Below are 20679 nucleotides of genomic sequence, written 5' to 3' on the forward strand. Positions count from 1 at the left end.
AACGCGCCCTTTACAGGGTACGCGCCACTTCCTTCACCTCGAATACCTCGAGCTGGTCGCCGATCGCGATGTCGTTGTTGCCGCGCAGCGTCAGGCCGCAATCGAAGCCTGACTTGACTTCGCGGACGTCGTCCTTGAAGCGGCGCAGCGAATCGACCTCGCCCGTCCACTGAACGACGTTGTTGCGCAGCAGGCGGACCTGCGAATTGCGGCGCACCACGCCATCGAGCACCATGCAGCCTGCGATATTGCCGATGCGCGACACGTTGTAGACCTCGCGAATCTCGACCAGGCCGATGACTTCCTCGCGCTTCTCGGGAGCCAGCATGCCGGACATGGCCGACTTCACCTCATCCACGGCGTCGTAGATGATGTTGTAGTAGCGCACGTCGATGCCGTTGTTCTCGGCCAGCTTCTTGGCGCTGGCGTCGGCCCGCACGTTGAAGCCGATGACCACGGCCTTGGAGGCGATCGCCAGGTTGATGTCGCTTTCCGAGATGCCGCCGACAGCGGCGTGCACGACCTGCACGCGCACTTCGTCGGTGGACAGCTTGGTGAGCGCCTGGACCAGCGCTTCCTGCGAGCCCTGCACGTCGGTCTTGACGATCAGCGCCAGCGTCTGCACGCCCTCGCCCATGTTGTCGAACAGCGATTCCAGCTTGGCTGCCTGTTGGCGCGCCAGCTTGACGTCGCGGAACTTGCCCTGGCGGAACAGCGCGATTTCGCGCGCCTTGCGCTCGTCGCTGAGCACCATGAGCTCGTCGCCGGCGGCCGGGACCTCGGTCAGGCCCTGGATTTCCACCGGAATCGACGGACCGGCCTCGGAGATCGGCTTGCCGACCTCGTCGAGCATGGCGCGCACGCGGCCGAAGCTCGCGCCGGCCAGCACGGCGTCGCCGCGCTTGAGCGTGCCGCTCTGCACCAGGATCGTGGCGACCGGGCCGCGGCCCTTGTCCAGTTTGGCTTCGATGACCAGACCCTTGGCCGGCGCATCCACGGGCGCCTTCAATTCCAGGATTTCAGCCTGCAGCAGCACTTGCTCGAGCAATTCGTCGATGCCCTGGCCGGTCTTGGCCGACACGGGCACGAAAGGCGAATCGCCGCCGTATTCTTCCGGCACGACCTGCTCGGCCACCAGTTCCTGCTTGACCCGGTCGGGGTTGCCGTCGGGCTTGTCGATCTTGTTGATCGCCACCACGATGGGCACGCCGGCCGCCTTGGCGTGGTGGATGGCTTCCTTGGTCTGGGGCATGACGCCGTCGTCGGCCGCCACCACCAGGATCACGATGTCCGTGGCCTGGGCGCCGCGCGCCCGCATGGCCGTGAACGCCTCGTGGCCCGGGGTATCCAGGAAGGTGATCGTGCCGCGCTCGGTCTCGACGTGGTAGGCGCCGATGTGCTGCGTAATGCCGCCGGCTTCGCCCGACGCGACCTTGGCGCGCCGGATGTAGTCCAGCAGCGAGGTCTTGCCGTGGTCGACGTGGCCCATGACGGTGACCACGGGCGCACGCGGCAACTCGGCGGCGTCGGTGGCCGGCGCCTGATCCAGGAAGGCCTCGGGATCGTCCAGCTTGGCGGCGATCGCGGTATGGCCGAGCTCCTCGACCACGATCATCGCGGTTTCCTGGTCCAGCACCTGGTTGATCGTGACCATCTGGCCCATCTTCATAAGGACCTTGATGGCCTCGGCGGCCTTGACCGCCATCTTGTGCGCGAGGTCGGCCACGGAAATGGTTTCCGGCACGTGCACTTCGCGCACGATGTTCTCGGCCACCGGCGCAGCCTTCTGCTCCTGGTGGCGGTTCCTGCCGCCGCGGCCGCCTCCGCGCCAGCCGTCGCGGCTTGCGCCGGGAGCGTCGCCGCGCGTCTTCAGGCCCTTCTTGCGCGAAGCGTCGTCCGACCAGGTCGAGGCGACGGCGCCGGCCTTCAGCACCTTCTTGCCGGGCGCGGCGGGCTTGTCGTCCTTCTTGGCGGCGGGCGAAGCTGCCTTGCCGGCCTCGCCGGGTTTGGCCGCGGGCTTGTGCAAGGTGCCTGCGATGGGCGCGGTCGGAGCGGGCGCTGGGGCCGGCTGCGGCGCGTGCAGCACCTTGTTGCGCGGGCGGCTCAGCATCTCGCGCAACGCGGCGGCCTCGGCCTCGGCTGCACGGCGCGCCTTGTCGCGCGCCTCGGTTGCCTTGGCGTCCGCCTTGCGCATATCTTCCGCCTTCTTGCGGGCTTCTTCAGCCTGGATCCGCGCCGCCTCGGCACTCGATGCAGCCTGGTTTGCTACGACATCGCTCACTGCAGCCCCTCCCTCGGGCACGGCAGGATGGTTGGACTTGGCGGCCGCCTCGGCGGCCCGTTTGGCCTTCTCGGCCTCTTCGGCTTCGTGCGCGGCGCGCTCGGCGGCCAGGCGGGCCTGTTCCTCGGCCTCGCGCAGACGCGCTTCGGCCTCGGCACGCTCACGTTCCTCGGCCTCGGCACGCTCGCGCGCCAGCGCTTCCTCGCGCTCCTGGGCGGCGCGCTCGGCTTCGCGGGTGGCCGCTTCCGCCTGCGCGGCCGCGTCGTCCTCGCCCCGGTTGGGAGCGAGAACCTCGGCCTCGACGCCATCGGCGGCATCGCGCTTGATGAAGACACGCTTCTTGCGCACCTCGACCTGGATCGTACGGGCCTTGCCGCTGGCGTCGGACTGCTTGATCTCGGAGGTCTGCTTGCGCGTGACCGTGATCTTCTTGCGGTCCTCCAAAGCACCATGGGCACGACGCAACGATTCGAGCAATTGCGCCTTGTCGCTTTCGGTGACGGTGTCGTCGACCGAATTGATGCTTACGCCCGCGGCGCGCAGCTGCTCCAGCAGCACGTTGGCAGGCAATTTCAGCTCGGTTGCGAACTGGGCGACAGTATTACTCGACATGCGTTTCTCTTCCCCTTTGTGGCTGATCGACGGTATGGGCTGACTCAAGCCTGCTCGAACCAGTGCGCGCGGGCGCGCACGATGAGCTGCTTGGCCTCTTCTTCATCGATGCCGGTCAATTCGATCAGTTCGTCGACGGACAGGTCCGCCAAGTCGTCACGCGTGGACACCTGGCCTTCCGCCAGCTTGGCGGCCAGCTCGGGCGTCACGCCTTCCAGGCTCAGCAGATCCTGCGCCGTCTCGACCCGTTCTTCCTGTGCGATCGCTTCCGTCAGCAAGGCATTGCGGGCGCGGTTGCGCAGTTCGTTGATCGTGTCTTCGTCGAAGGCCTCGATCTCGAGCAATTCCTGGATGGGCACGTAGGCGATCTCTTCCAGGCCGGTGAAGCCTTCCTCGATCAGGATGTCGGCCACTTCCTGGTCGACGTCCAGCTTCTGCATGAAGGTTTCGCGCAGGGCGTTGTGTTCCTGCTCCTGCTTGGCCTGGCTTTCCTCCGGCGTCATGATGTTGATCTGCCAGCCGGTCAGCTCGGCGGCCAGGCGCACGTTCTGCCCGGCCCGGCCGATCGCGATGGCGAGGTTGTCCTCATCGACCACGACGTCCATCGCGTGGCGGTCTTCATCGACCACGATGGATTGCACATTGGCCGGGGCCAGCGCGCCGATCACGAACTGCGCGGGATCCTCCGACCATAGCACGATATCGACCTGCTCGCCGCCCAGTTCGTTGCGCACGGCCTGCACACGCGAACCGCGCATGCCCACGCAGGTGCCGATGGGATCGATGCGGCGATCATGGGCGATCACGGCGATCTTGGCGCGCACGCCGGGATCGCGGGCCGCACCCTTCAACTCGAGCAGGCCCTGTTCGATCTCGGGCACTTCGTTCTCGAACAGCTGGGCGATGAACAGCGGCGTGGCGCGCGACAGGATGATCTGCTGGCCGCGCGCCTGGCGGTCGATGCCCTTCAGGTAGGCCCGGACGCGGTCGCCCACGCGCAGGTTTTCCTTCGGGATCATTTCCGAACGGGGCAGGCGCGCCTCGACCTTGCCGATCTCGATGATCGCGTCGCCCTTGTCCATGCGCTTGATGGTGCCGGACACGATGGATTCGCCACGCTCGAGGAAATCGTTCAGCAGCTGCTCGCGCTCGGCGTCGCGGATGCGCTGCAGAATGACCTGCTTGGCGGCCTGCGCGCCGATGCGGCCGAACTCGATGGGCTCGAGCGCCTCTTCGATGTATTCGCCCACTTCGATATTGGGCACGACGTCGCGCGCCTCCGACAGCAGCGTCTGCTGGTCGGGCATCTGCAGCCCGGCCTCGTCGGGCACGACCAGCCAGCGGCGGAACGCCTCGTGGTCGCCCGTGTCGCGGTCGATCGCCACACGGATCTCGACGTCTTCTTCTTTGTAGAGCTTCTTCATGGCGGAGGCCAGCGCGCTTTCCAGCGCACCGAACACCACGTCGCGCGTGACGTTCTTCTCACGCGCGAGTGCATCCACCAACAACAGAATCTCGCGGCTCATGGCTTTTTGCCCCTGAAATTCAGAACCGGATCCAGCTTGGCACGCTCGATTTCGTCGAGCGTGAACCGCAGCACCTGGATTTCGCCTTCTTTTGCTTCGAATTCGATACCGAACGCCTCGGGTTCGGCTCCCTTGTTTGCTTCATCGGCCGGCGCGTCCTCGAGGACGGTCAGCGTGCCGATGAAGACCTTGCGGCCCTCGAACGGCAGGCGCAGCTTGACTTGCGCGCGTTCGCCGGCGAACCGCTTGAAATCCCTCGCGGTACGCAGCGGGCGGTCGGTGCCGGGCGAACCGACCTCCAACCTGGCGTAATCGATGTTTTCGACCTCGTAGACCCGCGACAACTGCCGGGACACGGCTTCGCAATCCTCGATGCGCACGCCGCCTTCGCGATCTATCGTGACACGCAGCAGCCCCTGCCCGGCGCGTTCAACGTCGACCAGTTCAATCCCCAGGCCTGCCAGGGATTGTTCGCTAAGCTGGAAAAGATCTGCCATGCCTCGTTATGCGCCCTCGTTGAATACGGCATGCCCTGCATGCCGCCGCGTACCGGCCCGGTTCGGCCGATCCGGCGCGCTACCGGCGGCCGGTCCGCACGAACCGGAAAACCAAAAAAAAATGGGCTGCACGGCCCAGCCCATTTTGTCGCCCAGCTGCAACAACTTCGGTTGCTTGCCGCAGGCGCTCATCTGTTCTGTCATTGGAGGACCAACCTGGCAGACGGACGCCGGACACAACACGCCAGCGACCGCACCCACCGAAGCCTCCCGCCTTCCACACAAAAGCCGCAAGGCGCGTGATGCTCATACCGCACACTGCCGGCCATCGCACAGCAGAGGGATTGCACACCGGCAATCCGCCCGCAAAACGCGGTGTCTAGCCAGTAGATGATAAGGCAAAACGGCGCGCTCTTCAAGCCATAGCGGCAAAACGGTGCTACCGCACCGCCGCGCTCCGGTCAGCCTCGTGCCCGGCGAGCCCGCCCCGACGCAGCGCCCAGGAATCCCAGATGGGATTCGTGGGCCGATGCACTGCGCGGCTGGCGCTCGTCGCCGCCGCGGCCGCCGCTACGGGCAGGCTTGCCGCGGCCGGCCGGCTTGGCAGCCTGCCCCTGCCCTTGGCCCTGGCCCTGCTGCTGCCGGCCGCGCTGCTGGCTGCGGCCCGCAGCCGCCTCGCCGTCGGGCCGGCGGCCCTCGGCACGCCCCTTCTTCGCCCCACGCTTGGGCGCGCCGGCCTTGCCGCCCGGCTTGCCGCTGCCGCGTTCACCCGTGTGAGGATGGCCGTTGGGCAGCCCGCCGGCAAAACTCTGGCCCGTCCCGTAGGGATCGGAAGGAAAACTCTGGCTGCCGGCAGCCGCATTGGCAGTACGGCCACCCTGGACACGCCCTTTGCGGCCGATACGCGCGCCATGCATGCCGTTCTGTTCCAGCGTGCCGAAGCCCGGCGGCAGCGCCGCCTCGTGCGTCAGCGGCTGACTGCTGCGCCGGTTGCGCCGTCCCGTGCCGTCCTCCTCGTCATCGGCGCGGATCAGTCCGAGCTGTACCTGCAGCGCCGTCACCAGCGACTGGTCCAGCTCTTCCCAACGGCCGCGGCGCAGGCTGCGCGGCAGGGAAACGTCGCCGAAGCGCGTACGCAACAGGCGGCTCACCACGACCCCCTGCGATTCGAACATGCGCCGCACTTCGCGGTTGCGTCCTTCCTGCAGCGTGACCCGGTACCAGCGGTTGCTGCCATCGCCGCCCAGGTAATCCAGCGAACCGAAGGCGGCCATGCCGTCGTCGAGCTGCACGCCCTGCACCAGCACGGCGCGCTGCTCGTCGGTCATTTCGCCCAGCACGCGCACCGCATATTCCCGCTCCTGGCCATAGCGGGGATGCATCAGCCGGTTGGCCAGATCGCCCGAGGTCGTGAAGATCAGCAGGCCTTCCGTATTCAGGTCGAGCCGGCCGATCGAGATCCATTTGCCGTTCTTGATCTTGGGCAGGCGCGAGAACACCGTGGCGCGCCCCTCGGGATCGTCCTGGGTGACGATCTCGCCGGCGGGCTTGTGATAGAGCACGACCCGGGGCGGACGCGACGCATGACGGCGCTGCACCAGCTTGCCGTTCACGCGCACCTGGTCAGTGGAGGTGACGCGCTGGCCGATGTGGGCCGGCTCGCCGTTGACCGACACGCGGCCGGCAACGATCAACTCTTCCATTTCGCGCCGCGAGCCGATGCCTGCGTCGGCCAGCACCTTGTGCAGCTTGGGCATGACCGCATCGCTGGACAGGTACTTGCCCAGCCGACGCTTGAGGTCCGGCGCCTTGTCCAGAAAAGCCAGCGCCTGCTCGGCGTCCCTTTCGGCCGCCTTCTGCTCTTCCGGACTCAGTTCGGGCAACGCGGCCTCGTCGGCGCCGTACGGCGCGGCGTCGGGCGCCGCAGCCCGTTTCTTGCCGCCGCGGCGCGGCGCCGCTTTCTGCGCGGGTTTCTTGGCGGCCTTGGGATCGCGCGCGTTGCGGCGCGGCCTGGATTCGGCAGCCGGCGCAGGCTGTCCGCCTGCGGCGAGCCCGGTCTCGCCCGCAGCGCCGGCGCTTGCGGCCGGCTCGGCTGACTCCTCGGGCGAGCGGCGGCGGCGGAAAGGCGTGCGCAGGTTGCGCCGGCCCCGGGACTTCTCCTGCCCTCCCGCAGCCGCATCCTGCGGCGCGGACGGCGCTTCCGACCGCTCGGCGGAAGGCATGTCTTGCGTAGTGTCGTTCATGAGTGATCTTTATTGCTTGTCTTGGTGGCAGCGGGCTCGCCCTCGTCGGTGTCCGCCTGCTGTGTCGTCCTATTCGTATCGTCGTCGCCATCGCCGGCCGGCGACGACGCATCGGCGGCTTCCTGCGGCACGTCGGCCGCGGCTTCCGCGGAGTCTTGCTCTGCTGCTGCCGCGCCCCCCTCGGTCACGGCACCTTCGTCCGCCGCGCCGGGCGCGTCCATGGACAGCGACAGATCGCCCGAGCCGCCCAGGCCGCTCAGCGCGGCAACCGACTCGGCCGACTCCAGCGGCGGCAGTTCATCCAGCGCCTTCAGGCCCAGATCGTCCAGGAAATGGCGGGTGGTGCCGAACAAGGCTGGCCGCCCTGGGGCGTCGCGGTGCCCGATGACCTCGATCCAGCCGCGGTCCTCGAGCGCCTTGACCACTTGCGAGGACACCGTGACGCCGCGGATCTCCTCGATGTCGCCGCGCGTAACGGGCTGGCGGTAGGCGACGATGGCCAGCGTCTCCATCACAGCCCGCGAATACTTCGGCGGCCGCTCGGGATTGAGCCGTTCCAGGTAGGGCCGCATCGCTGCGCGGCTCTGGAAACGCCAGCCACTGGCTAGCGCGACCAGCTCGATGCCGCGGTCGGCCCAGGTCTGGTGTATGTCCTGCAACAGGGCGCGTATCGTATCGTTGCCGACCTCATCGGCGAACAACTTGCGCAGTTCCGGCAACGGCAACGGTTCCTGCGCGCACAGCAGCGCTGTTTCCAGCACGAGTCTTGCCTCGCTGGTGTTCATGAGCGTGCGATCAAACGGGTGTAATCCGTATGGTTCCCAATACGGGCGATGTTCTTAGAGCGTATGGCCTGGGCGCCTCGTCCGGATCCGGGACGGGGCTGGCGAAGTTCTCGTGGTACCGAACCCGCCTGGGGCTGACTCGGGAGTCATGACGCAGCCAGCGGCTTCGTGGCCGACCGGCCCAGCCCGGATACTGACGGACCTGGGCGCCGGCTACCGGCATTCCCGCAGCCCCCCGCGGGCGCAAGGGATGACTCCCGCAGCGGGCCTAGTGTAGCGCCTGCTCGCGCTTGTCACAAGCATCCGGCGGAAAATGGCCCCATGCTCCGCCCACTTCGTGAGATTACCGCCCCACGACGAGGCGCTTTTTGCCTTGGAGCGCCCCGGCGGGCAGAAAACCGAGGCCGGAGCCCACCCCGCAGCGGGACCGCTCAGGCCCTCCTCAAGCCTGGAAGTCGCCCGTCCCCAACTGGACAATGCCGCTGGTCGGCGTTCCCACCGCTTCGGAGGCTGCAGTCAGTATCTCGTGGCGGCCCCGGTGGAACGCCGCCAGCAGCGCATCCGGCGTGGCGTCGGCTGCGCCGAAATGCTGCCGCAGCACGTCGCTGGAAATCTCGAACTCCTGGCTCTTGCGGCCCTCGAACCGGGCGGTGAAGCGAACGGCGCCGTCGAACACGGCGGGCCGGACCTCTCTGGCAAGCTCTGTCGTCATCAGCCTGTCTCCGATAGTCTGTACCTGGGGGCGATTCGCACGCGGCGATCTTTGACTCTAGGCCCAAGTCCGTGTCGCGTCCACCCCAGCCGTGGTAATGCGAGGTATACCCTGCAACCACCGGCTACGTAGGCATGCCAGCAACGTTACGTTGCACGCTTGACGCGCGACCGGCACAATCGCGGCTTTGCCGGATCAGCGCATCGAATCGGCTCAGGGAGAATGCATGGCCATGCTGGGATTGAGAGGTAAATCGTTGCTGGCTCTGCTCTTTGCCTGCGCCCTCGCCTTGATACCGGCGGCGCTGCTCGCCTGGCAAGGCATCAACGCGGTGCGCGAATATTTCGGCATGGCCTATGCCCGCAACCATACCGAACTGAACGAACAGAAACTGCTCGCGCCGGTGGTGCGCGAACTCGCGCTGGCGCAGCGCATGGCGGGCTCGTCCCTGACGCTGGCATGGATGCGCAATCCGTCGGATACTGCGGCGCGCGCCCGCTTCTTCGAAGAAGCCCGGGGCTACCAGCACGACTTCAGCGATCACTCCTATTTCGTAGTCGACGGCACCCCGTCGTATTACTACAACGACAGCAAACAGCCGGCGGTGGATACGCCGCGCTATACCCTACGCACCGACCAGGGCAAGGACGCCTGGTTTTTTTCAACCATGCAGGACCCCTCGCCGTACGACCTGCAGGTGGACGTCAACCACGACATGGGCGTCACCAAGGTCTGGTTCAACGTCCAAGTGCGCGACGGCGACCGCAAGCTCGGCATGATAGGCACCGGCCTGGACCTGAGCACCTTCCTCAAGGGCTTCCTCGAAGGCGTGGAAACCGGCGTGACGCCGGTCATTTTCGATCGCGAAGGCAACATCCAGGTCCATCCCGACCGCAGCCGCATCGCCCTCAAATCGATGTCGTCCGACGAGGCCAACCGGCGCACCGCGCTGAGCCTGGTCCAGAATGCCCGGGAACGCGAGGCCCTGCAGCAGGCCATCCAGGAAGCCAACGCCCAGCCGGGCCGCACGGTATCGCTGTTCGCCACCAGCGCCGGCTCGCGCTCGGCCATTACGCTGGTCTACCTGCCCAGCCTGCGCTGGTACGTCATGACGATGGTGGACTTGAACGTGGCCCGCGTCGTCAACTTCCAATGGCTCACGCCCGCGCTGGTCTCGCTGCTGGCGCTGCTGGCCCTGCTGCTGCTGGGCTTCGGCTACGCGGTCGAACGACTGGTGCTGGGACCGCTGCGCCGCCTGCAGCACACGGCGCAGGCCATGTCCGCCGGACGCTACGACGTCCAGCTTCCCGTCGAGGGCAAGGACGAGATCGGCGAACTGAGCCGGGCCTTCAACGTCATGGCCGAAAAAGTGCGCTCGCATACCGCCGAACTCGAGAACCGCGTGCGCGAACGCACCAAGGCGCTGGAGGAAGCCAATCGCCAGATGGCCGCTACGCACAAGACGATCGACGATTCCATCGACTACGCCAGCCTGATCCAGCGCGCCATCCTGCCCAATCGGCAACTGGTCCATTCGCTCGGGCCGCATCACTTCGTACTGTGGAAGCCGCGCGACGTCGTGGGCGGCGACTTCTACGTGTTCCGCCCCGATGGCGACAACTGCCTGCTGGGTGTGGTCGACTGCGCCGGGCACGGCGTGGCCGGCGCGCTGATGACCATGCTGGCGCGCGCGGCCATCGACCACGCCATCAGCGAAACCGGGCCCGCCGATCCCTCCGCCATCCTGGCCCGCACCGATGCCGCCATGCGCGCCATGCTGCAGGATGCCGAACTGCCGCGCGCGCTCGCCACCAATATGGATGCCGGGCTGGTCTATGTGGATCGGCGTGCTGGACAGCTATATTTCGCGGGCGCGAAAATGACGCTTTACGCGAGCGACGGCCAGGAAATCGAAGAGTTCAAGGGCGGCCGGCGGGCATTGGGCGAGAAGCGCGTGGGCAACTACGCCAACATCGCCCTGCCCCTGGCGGGCCGCACGTTCTACCTGATCACCGACGGGCTGCTGGACCAGTCGGGCGGAGAACACGGCTTCGGATTCGGCAACCGCCGTCTCGTGGAATTGCTTCAGTCGGTGGCCGGGCTCGGGCTGGACGCGCAGGCCCGGGCGATCGCGCAAGCCCTGGACGAGTACCAGGGAGCGCAGCCGCAGCGCGACGACATCACCGTCCTGTCCTTCAAATTCGATTAAGGCGTATCTCTGCGCGGAGTCAAGATGGATTCGATCGACCTGTTCGCCATGCGGGAGAGCTTCAACCGCGACCGCATCATGCTGTGCTTCAATGGCCCGATCTCACGCAGCCTGATCGAGGAAATCGGCAACGCCCTGCGCAACTATCTCGAGGCCGAGCACGTCCAACCCTCTTCGGCCATGGACGTCTTCGGAACCTACATCGAAATGACGCAGAACATCCGCCACTATGCCAGCGCGCACGGCTATGCCGAGCACGAGGCAACGGCCACCGTCGTCGTCGCCAACAAGGACAGCGGCCGCCACGTGGTGTCGGCCGGCAACGTCGTGGAGACCGCCGACGGCCATGCGCTGGTAGATCGCATCGAGGCGCTCGCCCGGCTCGACAAGGCGCAGCTGAAAGCCAGCTACAAGGAACAATTGCGCAAACCGCGCGAAGCCGACATCAGCAGCGGCGCCGGCCTGGGCCTCATCGACATCGCGCGCAAGGCCAGCGAACCGCTGTCCGCCTCGCTGCGGGAAATATCCCCCGGCCGCTCGTTCTTCAGTCTGCGTGCGGTCATCTAAGTAAAGAGCACCTGTATGAGCAACCTCACTATTTCAGGCAGCCAGTCCACGCCCGCCATTTCCGGCGACTGGGAAACCGGCGTGCTGACCATGACGGGCGATTCGTACCCGGAAAATTCATACGACTTGTTCAACGGCGTGATCGACTGGGTCGAACGCTTCCTCCGCGACGGCAAACGCCCCCTGTCGCTGGAGCTGCACCTGCTGTACCTGAACACCAGCAGCGTGCGGGCAATCATGGACGTATTCGACATGCTGGAAGACGCACATACCGGCGGTCATCCGGTAAGCGTAAACTGGCACTATGACCGGCGTAACGAACGTGTGGCAGAACTCGCCTCCGAGTTCAAGGAAGATTGCTCGTTTCCCTTTGCCATCGTCGCCCACGACTGAACCGCAGCAACCATGAAACGCACTACCGAGGATCTTAGCCGGCGCATCGAGCGCCTGCTGGCCGCGCCGGAACACCAGGGCAACCCCTTGCGCCCAGCACTGGAAGAACTCTGGCACGCCTTCCTCGAGCAGTCCTCCAGGCTGGACCGGGTCACCCACATCTCCGACGGCTACCAGTCGCTGGTCAAGCAGCGGGAAAACGACCTCGACGAACGCTTCCAGAAGCAATTGCGCAAGCTCGAGAAGCTGGCCCGGATCTCCGACCACTACCAGCGCATGATGCAGGACCTCAACGTCGCGCTAAGCGACGCCTCCAACCGCGACGTGCTCACCGGTTTGCCCAACCGACGCCACCTGATGCACCGCCTCAAGGAAGAAAGCGGACGCTCTGCCCGTTCCGGCCAGCCCTACACCGTCGCGATGCTGGACATCGACCACTTCAAGCGCGTCAATGACACGCTCGGACACGCGGCAGGCGACCGGGTGCTGATCGAGATCGGCCAGATCCTGCAGGGCTCGCTGCGCGAATACGACCTGTGCGGCCGCTGGGGCGGAGAGGAATTCATGCTGGTGCTCCCCGGCACCACGGAGGCCTCCGCCCAGGTGCTGGCGCAGCGCATCTGCCAGCGCATACGCGACCATGCCTGCATGCCGGCGGACATGCCGTCCATCAGCGCCAGCGTGGGCATCAGCGCCTATCGCCAGGGCGAGCACTATTCCGACACCGTCGAACGCGCGGACACGGCCCTGCTGGAAGCCAAACGCCGCGGCCGCGACTGCATCGTGCTGGCGGACTAAAGCCGGCCGAGCCCGCCCGTCCGCCGCACCGCAGCGACATGCTCGCCGCACGCACGCGCCAAACGCTTCGCAGCCCGCTTTCCCGCTCTGCCGTACCCACTATCTGCAGCCTGATTCCCTACACGGTTTGCATTGCAATAATGAACGGTATATAATTCATTTATTCCAGACGCGGGGTGGAGCAGTCTGGCAGCTCGTCGGGCTCATAACCCGAAGGTCACAGGTTCAAATCCTGTCCCCGCAACCAGATTAGAAACGGCCTCGATGCGCATGCATCGGGGCCGTTTGCTTTGCAGCGACGGTTGACCGCTTTCTTCGAACCGCAAGCGCCGGATGCGGCGGCAATGCTCGGGGGCGCACCGGTCCGGTGACGACGCAGGCAAACCCCGTCCGGCCCGCCCGCTACCTCTCGTATACTTGAGCCCGCGCCCCCGGATATCTTCATGATGGCCGGCAAGGCGGCGCCTCCGCTTCCTGGACACGCCATGACCGCTCCTCAACGCGCCCTCACGTATTTCCCGGCTCCTCGCACGCAGCGCTATTGTTCGCAGTGCGGCAACCTGCTGGCGCGCCGCATTCCCGACGACGACAACCGCGTGCGCGACCTCTGCGATCATTGCGGCGCCATCCACTACCAGAACCCGCGCATGGTGCTGGGCACCATACCGGTCTGGGAAAAGCAGATCCTGCTGTGCCGGCGCGCCATCGAACCGCGCCACGGCTACTGGACGCTGCCGGCCGGCTTCATGGAGCTGGGCGAAACCACGGCACAGGGGGCGGCGCGCGAAACCCAGGAGGAAGCCGGCGCGCGCATCGAGATGGGGCCGCTGTTCGCGGTGCTCGACATTCCCCACGTCGATCAGGTCCACTTCTTCTACCTGGCCCGGCTCGCCGACCTCGAATTCGAGCCCGGCCCGGAAAGCCTGGAAGCGCGCCTTTTCGAGGAGGACGAGATCCCCTGGGACGACCTGGCGTTCCGCTCGGTCGCCACCGCGCTGCAACTGTTCTTCGCCGACCGGGCCCGCGGCAGCTTCCAGATCCACACAGATACGCTGCAGCGCGGCATCGAACCGCTGCCCGTTCCCCCCACGCCTTGAACCCCGCGCCAAATCCGCGCATGCCGGCCCTGCTCGGGCCCGACACGCCGTTCCCGCCCCTGGACCAGGCGCTCGAGCATCCGCCGGGCCTGCTCGCAGTGGGCGCCGACCTGTCCCTGGAACGGCTGCGCGATGCGTACATGCGCGGCATTTTTCCATGGTACCTGCCGGGCGAACCCATACTCTGGTGGAGCCCCGATCCGCGCATGGTGCTGTTCACAGACCGCTTTTCGCCGTCGCATTCGCTGCGCAAGAAGTTGCGCCAGGTGGCGCGCGACCCGGCTGTCGAGGTACGCGTGGATACGGCTTTCGAGCAGGTCATGCGCGCGTGCGCGGCGCCGCGCGGCGACGAGCGTTCCGGCACCTGGATCACGGCACCCATGCAGCGCGCCTACCGGCAATGGCACGTCCTGGGCCAGGTCCATTCCATCGAGACCTGGATGGATGGCGAACTGGCCGGCGGCCTGTACGGCGTCAGCCTGGGCAGGATGTTCTACGGCGAATCCATGTTCACCCGGGCCACCGACGCCTCCAAGATCGCGCTGGCCTACCTGGTCGGCTTTCTGCGGCGCCACGGGGTGGCCATGATCGACTGCCAACAGGACACGCGGCACCTGTCGTCGCTGGGCGGCCACGTGATTGCGCGTGCCGAGTTCGAGCGGCTGATTGTAAAATCGACTCGCCTGCCCGGCCTGCCCTGGCGCGCCGGCAGGCTGCTTCCCAGCGGCGAGATCGCCGCGCGGGACCCATCCGACGTTGCGGCCCCGGCCGGCTGATCCGCGCATGACGCACCTTCGAGAACTTCCCTTCGCCACGTTGCAGTTCTACGCCACCGCGCCCTACCCGTGCAGCTACCTCGGCGACCGCATGGCCCGCTCGCAGGTCGCCACGCCCAGCCACCTGATCAACGCCGACGTCTATTCCGAACTGGTGCGGCTAGGGTTCCGGCGCAGCGGCGTATTCACCTACCGCCCGCATTGCGACGGCTGCCGCGCCTGCGTGCCGGTGCGCGTGCCGGTCGCGCGCTTCCGGCCCAGCCGCACGCAGGCGCGCACCTGGAAACGCCACGCCGGGCTGCAGGTGTTCATCGCCGAACTGGCGTATTCCGCCGAGCACTACGCGCTCTACCAGCGCTACCAGTCGACCCGCCACAAAGGCGGCGGAATGGACCAGGACAGCCGCGAGCAATACGCCCAGTTCCTGCTGCAGAGCCGGGTCAATACGCGCCTGGTGGAGTTCCGCGACGCCCAAGGCAGCTTGCTCATGGTGTCCATCATGGACGTGCTGTCCGACGGCCTGTCGTCGGTCTACACCTTCTACGATCCCGATGCCGCCGGCAGCCTGGGCACCTGGAACATCCTCTGGCAGCTGGAGCAGTGCCGGGTTCTGGAACTGCCCTATCTGTACCTCGGATATTGGATCGCCCAGAGCTCCAAGATGGCCTACAAGGTGAACTTCCGCCCCCTGGAAATGCTGCTCGACGGCGAATGGCGCGAATATGTCAGCCCTGCCGGCGCGCAAGACTCGGATCCTTCCTTTCCCACTTCCGGCAGCCACCCGGCATCGCCGTCCCCCTCCAACTGACCCCATTGCCGATGTCCGCGCTTTTCCACGCCTACCCACTGCTGCGCTCCGCCCTGTTTGCCCTCGAACCCGAAACCGCGCACGCGCTGACGCTGTCCGCCCTGGACCGCCTGCATGCGCTGGGCTGTACGCGCCGCGCTCCCATTCCCGGCCGGCCAGTGCGCCTGATGGGCCTGCAACTGGCCAACCCGGTCGGCCTGGCCGCCGGACTGGACAAGAATGGCGACCACATCGACGCGCTGGGCGGCCTGGGTTTCGGCTTCCTGGAAATCGGCACGGTCACGCCTCGACCCCAGGCCGGCAATCCGCTGCCGCGCCTGTTCCGCCTGCCGCGCGCGCAGGCGCTGATCAACCGGATGGGCTTCAATAACGGTGGCCTGGACGCTTTCCTCGCCAACGTGGCCCGCAGCCGCTACCGGAGCCGGGGCGGCCTCCTGGGCCTGAACATCGGCAAGAATGCCGATACGCCCATCGAACGCGCCGCCGACGACTACCTGGCCGGCCTGCGCGCGGTCTACCCCCATGCCGACTACATTACGATCAACATTTCCTCGCCCAACACCCAGAACTTGCGCAGCCTGCAGGGCGCCGACGAGTTGTCGGTGCTGCTGCGCCAACTGGGCGAGGCGCGCGACGAACTGGCAGCCAGCCATGGCCAGCGCGTGCCGCTGGCCGTCAAGATCGCGCCCGACCTGGACGACGGCCAGGTGGACGCGATCGCCGACCTACTGCCGCGCTACGGCATAGACGGCGTCATCGCGACCAATACCACCCTGTCGCGCGAAGCCGTGCAAGGGCTGCCCCATGCAGGCGAAGCAGGCGGGCTGTCCGGCGCGCCGGTGCATCAGGCCTCGCTGCGCGTGATCGAACGCCTGCGCCGCCAGGCCGGGCCGGCGCTGGCCATCATCGGCGTGGGCGGCATAATCGAGGGCCGGCATGCCATGGACAAACTCGCGGCCGGCGCGGACGCCGTCCAGGTCTATACCGGCCTGATCTACCGCGGTCCGGAACTCGTTGCCGAGTGCATCCGCGCCACCGCCGCCGGCTGACCGGTCGCCACGCATGGCCGGTTGTTCAGCAAAGGCATCGCTTCGATCTCGCCAGGCCCCATGGGCCCGGCACGCGAGTGCCGTCCGATTTCACAATATGGGATAAACTAACGGGATCGCGTAGAGGCTCACTCACGACATGCCCAGAGTCCCCCCCCCGCCGGTAGAGGCCGCCGCGTTGCCTGCGGCGCCGCAAATCGCCATCCAGGTGCTGGAACGCACCATGAACCTGCTGGACGCATTGGCCCGGCAGCCCGAGCCGGTCAGCCTCAAGGACCTCGCCCAGGCCACCGGCCTGCATCCCTCTACCGCCCACCGCATTCTCAACGACCTGGTCAGCGGCCGCTATGTGGACCGGGTCGACAGCGGCATGTACCGCCTGGGCATGCGGCTGCTCGAACTGGGCCATCTGGTCAAGGGCCGCCTGAACGTGCGCGACGCGGCCATCACGCCGATGCGCCAGCTGCACCGGCTCACCGGCCAGACCGTCAACCTGTCCATCCGCCAGGGCGACGAAATCATCTATGTCGATCGCTCGTACAGCGAACGCTCTGGCATGCAGGTAGTGCGGTCCATAGGCGGCCACGCCCCGCTGCACCTGACTTCGACCGGCAAGCTGTTCCTGTCGGTGGACGACCTCCGCCAGGTGCGCGCCTATGCGCAGCGCACCGGCCTGCAGCGCCATACCGAAAACAGCCTGACCGACCTGGCCCAGCTCGAATGCGAACTCGAGCAAGTCCGCCGCCATGGCTTTGCGCGCGACAACGAAGAATTGGAAATGGGGGTGCGCTGCATCGCCGCGGGCATCCACGACGATACGGGCAAGCTGATTGCGGGGCTGTCCATTTCGGCCCCCGCCGACCGGATGCAGGACGCCTGGATCACCGCCCTGGTCGATACGGCGGCCCAGATCTCGGACGCGCTGGGCTACGAACTCTCCCACGCCGCGACGGCGGCCTAAGGCCGCCCATCCTCTACAGCTCTTTCTGCACCCACTGCCGGATGCGCTGGGCATCGGCGGTGCGGGTCAGCGAACCGACCGAATCGAGCAGCACGATGGCCAGGTCGCGCCCGCCGATGTTGGCCAGCATGATCAGGCAGCGGCCCGCTTCGTTGATGAAGCCGGTCTTGGAAACGATGATGTTCCAGTCCGGACGGGCCACCAGGCCGTTGGTATTGCGGAAGGTCTGCTGGCGCCCTTTCACGGCCACCGAGTAGTTGGTGTCGGTGGTGTACTCACGGATCAGCGGACGCTGCGAAGCCTCGCGCATCAGGCGCACCAGATCGCGCGCGCTCGAAACGTTGTCGCTGGACAGGCCGGTCGGCTCGACGTAGCGGGTGTCCTGCATGCCCAGCAGGGCGGCTTTGGCGTTCATGGCCTGCACGAAGGCCGGCAGGCCACCGGGATAATTGCGCCCGAGCGCGTTCGCCGCGCGGTTTTCCGACGACATCAACGCCAGGTGCAGCAAATCGGAGCGCGACAGCTGCGTGCCCACCATCAGCCGCGAATGCGTGAACTTGTGGGTATCGATATCTTCGCTGGTGATCGCCAGCATCTCGTCCAACGGCTGGCCGCCGTCGACCACCACCAGGGCCGTCATGAGCTTGGTGATCGAGGCAATGGGCGCCACGGCGCCTTCGTTCTTGGAGAACAGGACGTCGGAGGAAGTCAGGTCTTGTACGAAGGCCACGCTGGAACGCAGCGACAGGTTGCCGTCGGCGTCCTCGATCACCGAAGACGACGGGCCGAACGATGCCTTGCGGACGCTCGCCGCCGGCACGGCCTTGCTGGAAACCGCTTTGCCTGGAGCGGCCTTGGCAGTGCGTACGGACTTTTTCTTGGGCGTCGCCTTGACGACCTTGCTCTTGCTGGCCTTGTTCTTGGCCGTAGAGGCTTTCTTGGCCGGCTTGGAAGCCGTGGCCGCCTCGGCAACCGGGGCGGCGAGGGGGAAGGCGCCGCTGGTAGCCAGCGCGCATAGCAACGATAGCGAGACAAACCGTTTTCTGATGCGCGCCATGTTTCCTCCAGTAACGACTTGGCCCAGGCGCTGCAGCTTACCAGATTTCTCCGCGGAAATCTCTATTAAATGAACGACTTAGCGCAGTTTTTTTAAGTCATTATTGAACAGCTATGGAAGGAATTACAAAACGGCTTGCATCGGCGCCCTTTTCCTCAGGCGAAAGCGCAAACGAAAGCGGCAACCCCAATGCTGCGGATTGCCGCCAGTTGCTGCCGAAAAAGCCGGATCAGTCGGCGTACACGCCGGCTTTCTTGATCACCGCGCCCCACTTGGCGGTTTCTGACTTCACCAGGGAGTCGAGGGCGGCCGGGGTGGCCTTGTCATCCAGCACGATGGCGCCCAGATCAGCCATGTGTTTCTTGAAGGCGGGATCGGTCAGGCCGGCCTTGAGCGAGCTTTCCAGCTTGGCCACGATCTCGGGCGAGGTGCCCTTGGGCGCCCACAGGCCGTGCCAGATGCCGACGGTGAAGTCCTTCATGCCCGATTCGTTCAAGGTGGGCAGGTCGGGGAAGCTGGGCAGGCGCGACATGCTGGTCACGGCGTAGGCCTTCACCTTGCCTGCCTTGATCTGGCCGGTGGTATTGGTGGTCTGGTCGCACATGAAGTCGACGTGCTTGCCCAGCAGATCGTTCATGGCCGGCGCGGTGCCATTGTAGGGCACGGTCTGGATGTTCGCGCCCAGCGTGCTCAGGAACATCAGCCCGCACAGGTGCGAGGCCGAGCCGATGCCGGCATTGGCCATCGAGAGCTTGTCGGCGTTGGCCTTGGCGTAGGCCAGGAATTCCTTGACGTTGTTGGCCGGGAAGTTGTCGCGCCCGATCATCGTCATCGGCACTTCCACCGTCAGGCCGATGGGCTGGAAGTCGGTGGCCTGGTTGTAGCTCAGCTTGCGGTACAGCGCCGGCGCGGTGGAAAAGCCGATATGCATCAGCAATACCGTGTAGCCGTCGTTCTTGGCATGGGCGACGCGCGCGGTGCCGATCGTGCCGCCGGCCCCGCCGACGTTCTCGACCACCACCGTCTGGCCCAGGGATTTGCGCATCGATTCGGCCAGCGCGCGCGCCACCACATCGGTCGGTCCGCCGGCGGCGAACGGCACGATCATCGTGACCGGCTTGGTGGGAAAGCCCTGCGCCATGACCGGCGCGGCAGCGGCCAGCGTCGTCGCGGCAAGTGCCGCAATCGTTACCTTCGAGTGAACGCCCATTCGTTTGTCTCCTGCCTGTATACATCTAAGCTGTGGGGATATGCCGCGCGAACAAACGAGCCTGCCGCGCGAGCAAGCAACTTGAGTGTAAGGGATGGCACGCCCGTCGCCACGTCGGATTTGCCTATCGTTTCCCCTGAGCCGGGCCGACCTGTCCGGCAGGCCCGCCGCGCCGGCGCGCCGTCGGCAGCGGCCGTCCGTCGGGAACGGGCGGCGCCTCCTCAAAAGAGGATGACGCAACGCAGCACCATTCGGCTTCATCCATGATTGCCGGTCGGGCTAGGCCCGGCCTGGAAGAAGCCGGGAAAGAACGGCGGAAACACCACGAGAATCGAATAATTGCAAGGCAATGACACGGATATCCGGTTTTTTTGGACGCTGCGTATTGACATTCCTCCGAACGCCCCTAAAATAGCATTTGTGCAGCGCAACAAAGCCGGATCGGCATGCAGCTGTCCCAGGATCGGGCACGGGAGCGTCTCCCCAGGTTTTCCCGGTCACCTCGTCCTAGACAAGTCCCACAAGGAGCCACTCCATGTTTGCCACTCCCGAACGCGCCCTGGCCACGCAAAAGGCCAGCTTCGAAGCCCTGCTCGCCGCCCAGAACACCGCCTTCGCCGGTTTCGAAAGGCTGGTCGACCTCAACCTGAAGGTTGCCAAGGCCACGTTCGAAGAAGCCTCGATCAAGGCGCAAGAAGCCTTCGCGCTGAAAGACGGCCAGGAAGCCCTGGCGTTCGCCTCGGCGCTGGCCCAGCCCAACGCCGAAAAGGCCCTGGCCTACAGCAAGCATGTATACGACATCGTCGCCGGCGTGCAGAACGAATTCGCCAAGCTGGGCGAAGCGCAGATCGCCGAACAGCAGCGCCAGCTGTCCGACGCCATCGAGCAACTGGCCAAGAACGCCCCCGCCGGCTCGGAAAGCGCCCTGGCGCTCCTGAAGTCCTCGCTGGCCACCGCCACCTCGGCCTACGAATCGGTGAACAAGGCCGCCAAGCAAGCCGCCGAGCTGGCCGAGTCCAACCTGACCGCCGCCGCCAACGCCACCTTCAAGGCCGCCGCCGACTCCAAGGTTTCCCGCGCCCGCAAGGCCGCCTGATA

Annotated in this window: 17 protein-coding genes, 1 tRNA gene and 1 pseudogene; 11 read left to right on the plus strand and 8 right to left on the minus strand. The window is 66.2% G+C overall.

Annotation, left to right across the window (positions count from 1 at the left end; genetic code table 11):
• Window positions 1-10: 10 nt before the first annotated feature.
• From infB to PIGHUM_RS21460, 6 genes and pseudogenes are all read right to left on the minus strand, one after another.
• Window positions 11-2893, minus strand: a complete 2883-nt coding sequence (gene infB, locus PIGHUM_RS21435; protein ID WP_124081754.1) for a translation initiation factor IF-2 — start codon at window positions 2891-2893, stop codon at window positions 11-13.
• A gap of 44 nt (window positions 2894-2937) precedes the next feature.
• Window positions 2938-4419: a transcription termination factor NusA gene (gene nusA / locus PIGHUM_RS21440; protein WP_124081755.1), complete on the minus strand. Its 1482-nt coding sequence runs from the start codon at window positions 4417-4419 to the stop codon at window positions 2938-2940.
• A complete protein-coding gene (gene rimP / locus PIGHUM_RS21445) occupies window positions 4416-4916 on the minus strand; it encodes a ribosome maturation factor RimP (RefSeq protein WP_124081756.1) in 501 nt (166 codons plus the stop codon). Before rimP ends, nusA begins: the two co-directional genes overlap by 4 nt.
• 461 nt (window positions 4917-5377) lie before the next feature.
• Window positions 5378-7159 (minus strand): 23S rRNA pseudouridine(2605) synthase RluB, encoded by a 1782-nt coding sequence (gene rluB, locus PIGHUM_RS21450; RefSeq protein WP_246013412.1) that lies wholly within the window; start codon window positions 7157-7159, stop codon window positions 5378-5380.
• A gap of 280 nt (window positions 7160-7439) precedes the next feature.
• A pseudogene (scpB, locus tag PIGHUM_RS21455) lies at window positions 7440-7944 on the minus strand (SMC-Scp complex subunit ScpB); the annotation flags it as partial.
• Window positions 7945-8386: 442 nt separating this feature from the next.
• Window positions 8387-8656 carry a DUF1488 family protein gene (locus PIGHUM_RS21460; protein WP_124081758.1) on the minus strand — a complete coding sequence of 90 codons (270 nt, stop codon included), beginning with the start codon at window positions 8654-8656 and terminating at the stop codon, window positions 8387-8389.
• A 226-nt stretch (window positions 8657-8882) separates the two neighbouring features.
• Between PIGHUM_RS21460 and siaA the strand changes: the two genes are divergently transcribed.
• The 10 genes from siaA (at window position 8883) to PIGHUM_RS21510 (ending at window position 17314) form a co-directional block, all read left to right on the plus strand.
• On the plus strand, window positions 8883-10865 hold the full coding sequence (siaA, locus tag PIGHUM_RS21465) for a biofilm regulation protein phosphatase SiaA (RefSeq protein WP_124081759.1): 1983 nt from the start codon (window positions 8883-8885) through the stop codon (window positions 10863-10865).
• Between the two features lie 24 nt (window positions 10866-10889).
• Window positions 10890-11432, plus strand: coding sequence for a biofilm regulation protein kinase SiaB (siaB, locus tag PIGHUM_RS21470; RefSeq protein ID WP_124081760.1), 543 nt, complete (start codon window positions 10890-10892; stop codon window positions 11430-11432).
• A gap of 15 nt (window positions 11433-11447) precedes the next feature.
• On the plus strand, window positions 11448-11825 hold the full coding sequence (gene siaC, locus PIGHUM_RS21475; RefSeq protein ID WP_124081761.1) for a biofilm regulation phosphoprotein SiaC: 378 nt from the start codon (window positions 11448-11450) through the stop codon (window positions 11823-11825).
• A 12-nt stretch (window positions 11826-11837) separates the two neighbouring features.
• The gene (siaD, locus tag PIGHUM_RS21480) at window positions 11838-12623 is read left to right on the plus strand and encodes a biofilm regulation diguanylate cyclase SiaD (protein ID WP_124081762.1); all 786 of its coding nucleotides are present in this window, start codon (window positions 11838-11840) and stop codon (window positions 12621-12623) included.
• 170 nt (window positions 12624-12793) lie between these two features.
• Window positions 12794-12870 (plus strand) — tRNA-Met (locus tag PIGHUM_RS21485).
• A gap of 238 nt (window positions 12871-13108) precedes the next feature.
• The gene (locus tag PIGHUM_RS21490) at window positions 13109-13720 is read left to right on the plus strand and encodes an NUDIX hydrolase (RefSeq protein WP_124081763.1); all 612 of its coding nucleotides are present in this window, start codon (window positions 13109-13111) and stop codon (window positions 13718-13720) included.
• Between the two features lie 20 nt (window positions 13721-13740).
• A complete protein-coding gene (gene aat, locus PIGHUM_RS21495) occupies window positions 13741-14496 on the plus strand; it encodes a leucyl/phenylalanyl-tRNA--protein transferase (protein WP_124081764.1) in 756 nt (251 codons plus the stop codon).
• 7 nt (window positions 14497-14503) lie between these two features.
• Window positions 14504-15304: an arginyltransferase gene (locus tag PIGHUM_RS21500; protein WP_124081765.1), complete on the plus strand. Its 801-nt coding sequence runs from the start codon at window positions 14504-14506 to the stop codon at window positions 15302-15304.
• Between the two features lie 11 nt (window positions 15305-15315).
• Window positions 15316-16353: a quinone-dependent dihydroorotate dehydrogenase gene (locus PIGHUM_RS21505; RefSeq protein WP_124081766.1), complete on the plus strand. Its 1038-nt coding sequence runs from the start codon at window positions 15316-15318 to the stop codon at window positions 16351-16353.
• Between the two features lie 139 nt (window positions 16354-16492).
• On the plus strand, window positions 16493-17314 hold the full coding sequence (locus PIGHUM_RS21510; RefSeq protein ID WP_124081767.1) for an IclR family transcriptional regulator: 822 nt from the start codon (window positions 16493-16495) through the stop codon (window positions 17312-17314).
• 13 nt (window positions 17315-17327) lie between these two features.
• Here PIGHUM_RS21510 and pbpG read toward each other — a convergent pair whose 3' ends face one another.
• Both pbpG and PIGHUM_RS21520 read right to left on the minus strand, forming a co-directional pair.
• The gene (gene pbpG, locus PIGHUM_RS21515) at window positions 17328-18371 is read right to left on the minus strand and encodes a D-alanyl-D-alanine endopeptidase (RefSeq protein ID WP_124081768.1); all 1044 of its coding nucleotides are present in this window, start codon (window positions 18369-18371) and stop codon (window positions 17328-17330) included.
• Between the two features lie 229 nt (window positions 18372-18600).
• Window positions 18601-19581 carry a tripartite tricarboxylate transporter substrate binding protein BugD gene (locus tag PIGHUM_RS21520; RefSeq protein WP_124081769.1) on the minus strand — a complete coding sequence of 327 codons (981 nt, stop codon included), beginning with the start codon at window positions 19579-19581 and terminating at the stop codon, window positions 18601-18603.
• Window positions 19582-20116: 535 nt separating this feature from the next.
• On the opposite strand from PIGHUM_RS21520, the gene PIGHUM_RS21525 reads away from it, so the two are divergent.
• A complete protein-coding gene (locus tag PIGHUM_RS21525; protein ID WP_124081770.1) occupies window positions 20117-20677 on the plus strand; it encodes a phasin family protein in 561 nt (186 codons plus the stop codon).
• Window positions 20678-20679 lie beyond the last annotated feature (2 nt).

The organism is Pigmentiphaga humi, from assembly GCF_900606115.1.
Taxonomy (GTDB): domain Bacteria; phylum Pseudomonadota; class Gammaproteobacteria; order Burkholderiales; family Burkholderiaceae_B; genus Pigmentiphaga; species Pigmentiphaga humi.

What these genes read in the sequence shown, in the direction of transcription:
- infB (WP_124081754.1), bottom strand. Translation starts at nt 2,893, where the DNA reads ATGTCGAGTAATACTGTCGCCCAGTTCGCAACCGAGCTGAAATTGCCT.
- PIGHUM_RS21505 (WP_124081766.1), top strand. Translation starts at nt 15,316, where the DNA reads ATGTCCGCGCTTTTCCACGCCTACCCACTGCTGCGCTCCGCCCTGTTT.
- PIGHUM_RS21520 (WP_124081769.1), bottom strand. Translation starts at nt 19,581, where the DNA reads ATGGGCGTTCACTCGAAGGTAACGATTGCGGCACTTGCCGCGACGACG.
- siaA (WP_124081759.1), top strand. Translation starts at nt 8,883, where the DNA reads ATGGCCATGCTGGGATTGAGAGGTAAATCGTTGCTGGCTCTGCTCTTT.
- siaD (WP_124081762.1), top strand. Translation starts at nt 11,838, where the DNA reads ATGAAACGCACTACCGAGGATCTTAGCCGGCGCATCGAGCGCCTGCTG.
- rluB (WP_246013412.1), bottom strand. Translation starts at nt 7,159, where the DNA reads ATGAACGACACTACGCAAGACATGCCTTCCGCCGAGCGGTCGGAAGCG.
- PIGHUM_RS21525 (WP_124081770.1), top strand. Translation starts at nt 20,117, where the DNA reads ATGTTTGCCACTCCCGAACGCGCCCTGGCCACGCAAAAGGCCAGCTTC.
- siaB (WP_124081760.1), top strand. Translation starts at nt 10,890, where the DNA reads ATGGATTCGATCGACCTGTTCGCCATGCGGGAGAGCTTCAACCGCGAC.
- PIGHUM_RS21510 (WP_124081767.1), top strand. Translation starts at nt 16,493, where the DNA reads ATGCCCAGAGTCCCCCCCCCGCCGGTAGAGGCCGCCGCGTTGCCTGCG.
- aat (WP_124081764.1), top strand. Translation starts at nt 13,741, where the DNA reads ATGCCGGCCCTGCTCGGGCCCGACACGCCGTTCCCGCCCCTGGACCAG.
- rimP (WP_124081756.1), bottom strand. Translation starts at nt 4,916, where the DNA reads ATGGCAGATCTTTTCCAGCTTAGCGAACAATCCCTGGCAGGCCTGGGG.
- PIGHUM_RS21490 (WP_124081763.1), top strand. Translation starts at nt 13,109, where the DNA reads ATGACCGCTCCTCAACGCGCCCTCACGTATTTCCCGGCTCCTCGCACG.
- siaC (WP_124081761.1), top strand. Translation starts at nt 11,448, where the DNA reads ATGAGCAACCTCACTATTTCAGGCAGCCAGTCCACGCCCGCCATTTCC.
- PIGHUM_RS21500 (WP_124081765.1), top strand. Translation starts at nt 14,504, where the DNA reads ATGACGCACCTTCGAGAACTTCCCTTCGCCACGTTGCAGTTCTACGCC.
- pbpG (WP_124081768.1), bottom strand. Translation starts at nt 18,371, where the DNA reads ATGGCGCGCATCAGAAAACGGTTTGTCTCGCTATCGTTGCTATGCGCG.
- nusA (WP_124081755.1), bottom strand. Translation starts at nt 4,419, where the DNA reads ATGAGCCGCGAGATTCTGTTGTTGGTGGATGCACTCGCGCGTGAGAAG.
- PIGHUM_RS21460 (WP_124081758.1), bottom strand. Translation starts at nt 8,656, where the DNA reads ATGACGACAGAGCTTGCCAGAGAGGTCCGGCCCGCCGTGTTCGACGGC.